The following is a 7,171-nucleotide window of genomic DNA, read 5'->3' on the forward strand; positions in this document are numbered from 1 at the left end:
CCCCCCCGGATGCAGCCTCGCCACCCCCCGGTGGCGCTTCGGATTTCAGTGGACATCAAAGGTAATCCGGATCCGCCGGCGTACCCCATTCATGATGCCTGTCAGGACGTGACGTTCCTTTCACGGTCGCGCGGCAGCAGCCAGCGCGCGGCGTGGATGCCCAGTTCGTAAAGCACGCACATCGGGATGGCCAGCATCAGCTGCGAGACCACGTCCGGCGGGGTCAGCACCGCCGCCAGTACGAAGATGCCGACGATGGCGTAGCCGCGCCCCTCGCGCAGCTGCTGCGGCGTCACCCAGCCCAGCAGCACCAGGATCACCATCGCCACCGGCAGCTCGAAGCTGGCGCCGAAGGCGAAGAAGATCGCCAGCACGAAGTCCAGGTAGGCGTTGGCATCCGGAGTGATCGCGATGACATCCGGGCGGAAGGTGGTCAGGAAATGGAAGACCGCCGGCAACACCAGGAAGTAGGCGAACGCGCAGCCGATATAGAACAGCGCCACGGCCGACCCCAGCAGCGGCAGGGCCAGGCGCTTCTCGCGCGCGTACAGGCCCGGCGCCACGAACGCCCAGGCCTGGTACAGCAGCCAGGGCACGGCGATGAACACGGCGGTGAAGAAGGTCAGTTTGAGCGGGGCGAAGAACGCGCCGGCCGGGTTGGTCGCGATCATCGTCTGCCCGGCGGGCAGCTGCGAGATCAACGGCGTTGCCAGGTGGCTGTAGAGCGTGCGCGCGAACGGCAGCAGGGCCAACAGCACCAGGCCCAGCCCCAGCAGCCCGCGCACCAGGCGCGCGCGCAGCTCGATCAGGTGCTCGATCAGCGGGCTCTCGTTGAAGCCGTCGCTCATGGCGTGCGCTCCTGCTGTTCAGGAACCGCCGCTGCCTGCTCCTGGACCGCATCGGCGGCAGGCGCCGGCAGGGCTTCCGGCGCCGCTTCGGCATCGGTGGCCGGCGGCGCAGTCGTGGCGGGCGCATCGACCTCGCGGCGCAGCGCATCGACCTCGCCCTGCAGCTGCGTGGCGCCGTCCTGCAGCTCGCGCTCGGTCTGCTGCACCGACTGGCGCACGCTGCGCAGGTTGCGCTGCAGCTCTTCGGCCTGCAGCTCGCGCTCGAGCTCCTGCTTGACCGAATCCCATTGGTTGCGGGCGCGGCGTACCCACAGCCCGGCGAAGCGCGCCGCCTTGGGCAGCCGTTCCGGGCCCAGCACCACCAGCGCCACCACCGCGATCAGCAGCAGTTCGCCGAAGCCGATATCGAACACGCCTGGAGCCCGTGGGTCAGCGCGTTTCGCGGTCGCGCTCGGCCTGCGTGTCGCGGCTGGGTTCGCGCTCGCGCGACTCGTCGTTCAGGCGCGCCGGCGGCGTGTCGTCCTCGCGCATGCCCTTCTTGAATTCCTTGACCGCGCTGCCCAGATCCTTGGCGCCGCTCGTCAGCCGCTTGGTGCCGAACACCAGCACGACGATGACCAGCACGATCAACCAATGCCAGATGCTGAAACTGCCCATGATCCGCTCGCGTTATTCGGTGTGGAGGCCGACGAGCATAGCGCACCCGGCCCCGACGGATGCCCGTGCCGAAGGTCAGTTGTTGCCGTCCAGCGACTCGGTGCGGATCTCGCCTTCGGATACCGGCTGGAACCCCTGCTGCGGCACGGGCTCGGCGGTGGCCGGCTGCAGCGGCTGGGTGGTGGCCTCGGCGCCCTGCTGCGGGCTGCCGGACACGGTGACCGCCTGCGCGCGGGGCGCCGACGAGGCTACCGGCGCGGCGCTGCCCTGGGTGCCGCGCTTCTCGCGTGCGGAGTAGGTGGATTCCTCCAGGCGGTCGCGGAAGGCGACCACGTCGCTGGACGGCGCCGCATTCAGGCGGCCTTCGAGGATCATGCGCGGCGTGGTGCCCTGGCCGTAGGCGTCGAGGTTGGCGGCATCGTCGATGGACAGCACCGCGCCATCCAGCGCCACGCCGGCGAACAGGCCGCGCGCGCGCGACCACGACCAGATTTCGGCCTTGAGCTGGCCATCGGTGGCGGCGGCGGCGCTGCGCCCGACCGGACCGGCGGCCACGCCGGCGTCGGCGCCCAGGGTGAACTTGCCGTTGACGATGTTGTCCAGGCTGCGGTTGTTGCGGAACACCAGGATCACGTCGGAGGACTGCACGCCGGCCTGGAAGCCGATGCTGCCGCCGGTGAGCTTGACGAACACCGGGTTGGACCAGCTGCCGTCCGCGGTCTTGACCGACATCAGGCCATGCCCGCGACGGCCGCCGATCACCAGGCCGGCCTTGATCGTGTCGGGGATGACGATGATCGCGCGGCCCTCGTCGAGCAGCTTGTCGGGGATGGCCTGCTCGGGAATTTCCTGGATTTCGCTCAGCACGCGCACGGCATTGCGGGCGCGCTGGTCCTCCTGCGGCCCGGCCACGGCATTGGCGGACAACAGGCTGGCGGACAGCAGCAGGGCAAGGTACGGCAGGCGGCGCATGGCGGACTCCACAGGTCGGTGCACGGAAAGATACGGCAAGGCACCGAGATTGGAAGCGGGGCGATGAACAGGCGAGGAACGAAAGAAGGGCGACGGCCCGCCTCGATTCGCCAGGCCTCCCTGATTCGTCCGCCGCACAATTCCTTCCACGCGGGTGCTTGCCGACCGCCCCTCGACCTCGACCTCGACAGAGCATGTCCGGCCACATCTCCGGCCTGTGCCTTCGTTTGCTGGAATGCATGGGCGGGCGCGCTCGCATGGCGACGACGGCCCGATCCCGGCTTCGGCTCCCTCCGCCGCCCATCCTCCTTCCCTGCCGCCGCCCCTCCACTCGATCCTGCACTTCAGCCACAATGAGCGCATGTCCGACGCCCCCACTACCGCGCTGCTCGCGGTCAATCTAGGCACGCCCGAGACACCCACCGCCCCTGCGGTACGTCGCTATCTGGCCGAGTTCCTCAGCGACCCGCGCGTGGTCTCGATCCCGCCCCTGCTGTGGAAGCCGCTGCTGCACGGCCTGATCCTGCCGCTGCGCGGCGGCCGCTCGGCGCAAAAATACGCGCAGGTCTGGCTGCCGGAGGGCTCGCCGCTGGCGGTCCACACCCACCGCCTGGTCGCGAACATCGCCAGCGAACTGCCGCACTGGCAGGTGCGCGAGGCCATGCGCTACGGCCGGCCGGCGTTGCTGCCGGCACTGGACGCACTGGCCGCCGAAGGCGCCGAGCGCATCGTGGTGCTGCCGCTGTACCCGCAGTATTCGACCACTACCACCGCCTCGGTCGAGGACATGGTGCGGCAGTGGCAGGCCCGTCACCGCGACGTGGACGTGCACACCATCCGCGACTACGCCGACGACCCGCGGTGGGTGGCGGCGGTGGCGGATTCGATCCGCGATTACTGGCGCAGGCACGGCCGCGGCGACCGGCTGGTGTTCTCCTTCCACGGCATCCCGCAGCGGCTGGCCGACGCCGGCGACCCGTATCCGCAGCGCTGCGAGGCCAGCGCGCGCGCGATCGCCGCGGCGCTGGAACTGGGCGACGGCGACTGGCAGCTGGCCTACCAGTCGCGCTTCGGCCGCGAACGCTGGCTGCAGCCCTATGCCGAGCCCACGCTGTGGGCGCTGGCCGAGGCCGGCACGAAGACGCTCGACGTGGTCTGCCCCGGCTTCGCCACCGACTGCCTGGAAACCCTGGAGGAAGTGGCGATGGGTTTCGCCGCCACCGTAGCCGAACGGGGCGCCAGCATGCGCTACATCCCCTGCCTGAACGACGCGCCGGCCCACGCCCGCGCGCTGGCCGCGCTGGCCGCCACGCAGGGCGCATGACCACGCCGTTCGAACTGGATGCCGGCGGCCTGCATGTCGCCGGGCTCCGCACCGGCACCCGCGGCGGATTGCCGGTGTTGGCGCTGCACGGCTGGCTCGACAACGCGGCCAGCTTCGTCCCGCTGGCGGCGCAGCTGCCGGAGCTGGACTGGGCGCTGGTCGACCTGCCCGGACACGGCCTGAGCGACCACCTGCCCGCCGACGCGGCCTACACCACGCCGCAGGCGATCGTGCAGGTGCTGGCGATCATGGATGCGCTGGGCTGGGAGCGCTGCGTGCTGCTGGGCCATTCGATGGGCGCGGCCATCGCCAGCCTTGTGGCGGCGGTGGCGCCGCAGCGGGCGCAGGCGCTGGTCGCCATCGAAGCGCTCGGCGGGCTCGCCGCCCCGGCGGGAGAGACCGTCGACCGGCTGCGCGCGCACGTGGCGGCGCTGGCCGCGCTCGGCGACAAACAACTGCGCGTGTTCGCCGACCTGGCCGCGCCGGTACGCGCGCGCATGCTGGCCAATCAGCTGGACGAAGCCTCCGCGCGGCTGCTGGTCGAGCGCGGCGTGCGGCCGGTCGAGGGCGGCTGGAGCTGGCGCAGCGATCCGCGGCTGATGCTGCCCACCGCCGTGCGCATGACCGAGGACCAGGCGCGCGACGTGCTCGCGGCCATCCAATGCCCGGCGCAGGTGATCTACGCCACGCCCGCACAGGCGTATTTTCCCGAACCCGGACGCAGCCAGCGCGCGGCCCTGCTGCGCCATGGCCGCCTGCACACCCTGCCCGGCCATCACCACCTGCACATGGACCAGCCCGAAGCGGTGGCGGCGCTGATCCGGGATTTCCTGCTGTCCCTGTAATGCGGCCCGGGCCGCCCGGGAAAATCCCGGCCGGCCTCCAGCGGCGCGGGTGTCGGCGTCGTCCTGGCGCTGCGCCGGCGGCTTCCTGCAGCTAAAGAACCGGCGCGAACGGCCGATAGCGCGTGGAGCAAAACGTCCATTGCCGTGAGGCACGACCTCTCCCGAAGGCCGCACCCGACCCGCACATGTCCGTGGCTTTCCCTTTCCCCCTGGCGTCGCCGTGTCCGCTCCCCGCTCCGCTCCCACCCCCGGCAAAGCCCGTCTGCTGACAGGCGGCCTGCTGCTTGCCTTCTGGCTGGGCTGGGCGGCCATGGCACTGGCCCATCTGCAGCCCCCGTCCTGGCGGGCAGGCGACCTGGCCGACGCCGAACGTTCACTGGCGCACCTGCTTGGCCGGCTTCCCGCTGGAAGCGAGCAGGCACCGCTGGCCATCCGCCTCGCGCCCGGCTGCGCCTGCAGCCCCGAGGGCGACGGGGACCCGGCCTGGCGGACGCTGGCCACCGCAATGCAGGCCGCCGATGGCCAGGCCATCGCGACGGAAGTGGAAGACGGAACGCACGAGGTAATGATCCTCGCCACCGGCCATCGTCTGGTCTACGCCGGCCCCTTGGTGCCCGACCCCGCTCTCTGCGGCAACGGCCCGCCCGCTACCCGGCTGCGGCAATGGCTGCCGCAGCTGCTCGCCCGCACCGGCACCGCCCTCGTCGGCGCCTCCTGCGCCTGCACATCGCCCCGACGTCCCTCCTCTCCCAGGTTGCCCCTTCGATGACCGATTCCCCCCATTCTCCCCGGGCCAGCGTCTATGCCCGCGGCCTGGCCGTCAAGGCCGACCGGTTGTTCCTCTCCTTCGCCCTGCTGCTGGGCGCAGGTTCGCTGGGGCTGGCGTTCTGGTACGGGCAATGGCTGCCGTTCCTCGTCGTGGCGGTACCGGGGCTGGCGCTGATGGCCGTGCAGCTGCGCCTGGCCGGCGGCACCCGCCTGGCCAGCGTGACCGTGGCACTGGTGCTGATGGCGCTGGTGGCGGTGATGATCCAGCAGTCGCACGGCCTGGTCGAAATGCATTTCGGCGTGTTCGTGGTGCTGGCGCTGCTGCTGTACTACCGCGACTGGCTGCCGGTGGTGGCCGCCGCCGCCGGCATCGCCGTGCACCACCTGGCCTTCTACTGGCTGCAGAGCCGCGGCCTGCCGATACGCGCCTTCGCGCCCGACAGCGGTTTCGGCATCGTGCTGGTGCATGCCGCTTACGTGGTGCTGGAAACCGGCTTCATCTGCGTCATGGCCATCGAACTCCGGCGCCAGGTCGATTCGCTCGGCCACGGCCCGCGGCGGCTGGCCGAGCTGGCCCGCGGCGTGGCCGAAAGCCGGCCGGTACCGGAGGAAATGGCGCGCATGCGGTTCCCGCGCGGTTCGCTGGCCGAGGCGCTGGTGTTGATGAGCGACCAGATATACAGCCGGCAGGCCGGCGAACAGCGGCTGGCACGGGAGAACGCAGGCATCCGCACCGCGCTGGACGAAGTGACCACCAGCGTGATGATCGCCGACGCCGACCTCAACATCCTCCATGCCAACCGGCCACTGCTCGACCTGCTGGGCCGGGCCGAGCAGGACATCCGCCGCGACCTGCCGAACTTCGACATGAAGACGCTGGTCGGCAGCAACATCGACATCTTCCACAGGCACCCGGCGCACCAGCGCCGGCTGCTGGGCGGGCTGCGCGGCACCCATCGCGCGCAGATCACCATCGGCAACCATGTGATGCGCCAGATCATCAATCCGATCACCGACGGCGACGGCCATCGCATCGGCTACGTCGTGGAATGGGCCGACCGCACCGCCGAACTGGAAGTGGAACGGGAAGTCAGCCGGCTCGTGGAGTCCGCCATCGCCGGGGACCTGTCCGCGCGCATCGGACTGGACGGCAAGGATGGCTTCCTGCACCAGTTGTCGGTGCAGTTGAACAACCTGCTGGACTCCATCGCCGGCAGTGTCGACCAGGTCTCCAGGGTGATGCGCACGCTTTCGCAGGGCGATCTTGACGCACGCATGGAAGGCGATTTCCGCGGCGTGTTCGCGCAGATGCGCGACGACGCCAATGCCACGGTCGACCAGTTGACCTCGATCGTCAGCCGCATCCAGGGCGCCTCGTCGGCGATCAGCAGCGCCGCCGGCGAGATCGCCTCGGGCAACAACGACCTGTCGCGCCGCACCGAGCAGCAGGCCGCCAACCTGGAAGAGACCGCCGCCTCGATGGAGGAACTGACCTCCACCGTGCGCCAGAACGCCGAACACGCCCGCCAGGCCAACCAGCTGGCGCAGGGCGCAGCCGGCGTCGCCTCGCAGGGCGGCGAAGTTGTCGGCCAGGTGGTCGCCACCATGTCGGCCATCGAGGCTTCGTCGCAGAAGATCGCCGACATCATCAGCGTCATCGACGGCATCGCCTTCCAGACCAACATCCTGGCCTTGAACGCCGCGGTGGAAGCCGCACGCGCCGGCGAGCAGGGCCGCGGCTTTGCCGTGGTCGCCTC

The 7,171-nt window shown here is 70.5% G+C and carries 8 protein-coding genes; 4 read left to right on the plus strand and 4 right to left on the minus strand.

All coding sequences use genetic code 11. From position 1 onward, the window contains the following. Positions 1–101 precede the first annotated feature (101 nt). The 4 genes from tatC to QMX80_RS08965 all read right to left on the minus strand — a co-directional run bounded on the left by tatC (position 102) and on the right by QMX80_RS08965 (position 2,477). Positions 102–848, minus strand: coding sequence for a twin-arginine translocase subunit TatC (gene tatC / locus QMX80_RS08950; RefSeq protein ID WP_055765593.1), 747 nt, complete (start codon positions 846–848; stop codon positions 102–104). Beyond that, positions 845–1,261 (minus strand): Sec-independent protein translocase protein TatB, encoded by a 417-nt coding sequence (gene tatB, locus QMX80_RS08955; protein WP_282276569.1) that lies wholly within the window; start codon positions 1,259–1,261, stop codon positions 845–847. Before tatB ends, tatC begins: the two co-directional genes overlap by 4 nt. Positions 1,262–1,277: 16 nt before the next feature. Further along, complete coding sequence (gene tatA, locus QMX80_RS08960) at positions 1,278–1,505, minus strand: Sec-independent protein translocase subunit TatA (protein WP_282276570.1); 228 nt, start codon at positions 1,503–1,505, stop codon at positions 1,278–1,280. Positions 1,506–1,580: 75 nt separating this feature from the next. Continuing rightward, entirely contained in the window at positions 1,581–2,477 is an 897-nt protein-coding gene (locus QMX80_RS08965; RefSeq protein ID WP_055765603.1) for a lipid-binding SYLF domain-containing protein, read from the minus strand. 361 nt (positions 2,478–2,838) lie between these two features. Here QMX80_RS08965 and hemH point away from each other — a divergent pair, with 361 nt between their 5' ends. The 4 genes from hemH to QMX80_RS08985 all read left to right on the plus strand — a co-directional run. Continuing rightward, complete coding sequence (gene hemH / locus QMX80_RS08970) at positions 2,839–3,801, plus strand: ferrochelatase (RefSeq protein WP_282276573.1); 963 nt, start codon at positions 2,839–2,841, stop codon at positions 3,799–3,801. After that, the gene (locus tag QMX80_RS08975; RefSeq protein ID WP_282276574.1) at positions 3,798–4,646 is read left to right on the plus strand and encodes an alpha/beta hydrolase; all 849 of its coding nucleotides are present in this window, start codon (positions 3,798–3,800) and stop codon (positions 4,644–4,646) included. Before hemH ends, QMX80_RS08975 begins: the two co-directional genes overlap by 4 nt. Positions 4,647–4,866: 220 nt before the next feature. Continuing rightward, complete coding sequence (locus tag QMX80_RS08980; RefSeq protein ID WP_282276575.1) at positions 4,867–5,415, plus strand: hypothetical protein; 549 nt, start codon at positions 4,867–4,869, stop codon at positions 5,413–5,415. Further along, positions 5,412–7,171: methyl-accepting chemotaxis protein (locus QMX80_RS08985; RefSeq protein WP_282276576.1), on the plus strand; the 1,760-nt coding region annotated here is incomplete at its 3' end. The genes QMX80_RS08980 and QMX80_RS08985, both read left to right, overlap by 4 nt.

The sequence above is a fragment of the Stenotrophomonas sp. PS02297 genome (genome assembly GCF_029959705.1).
Taxonomy (GTDB): Bacteria; Pseudomonadota; Gammaproteobacteria; order Xanthomonadales; family Xanthomonadaceae; genus Stenotrophomonas; species Stenotrophomonas nitritireducens.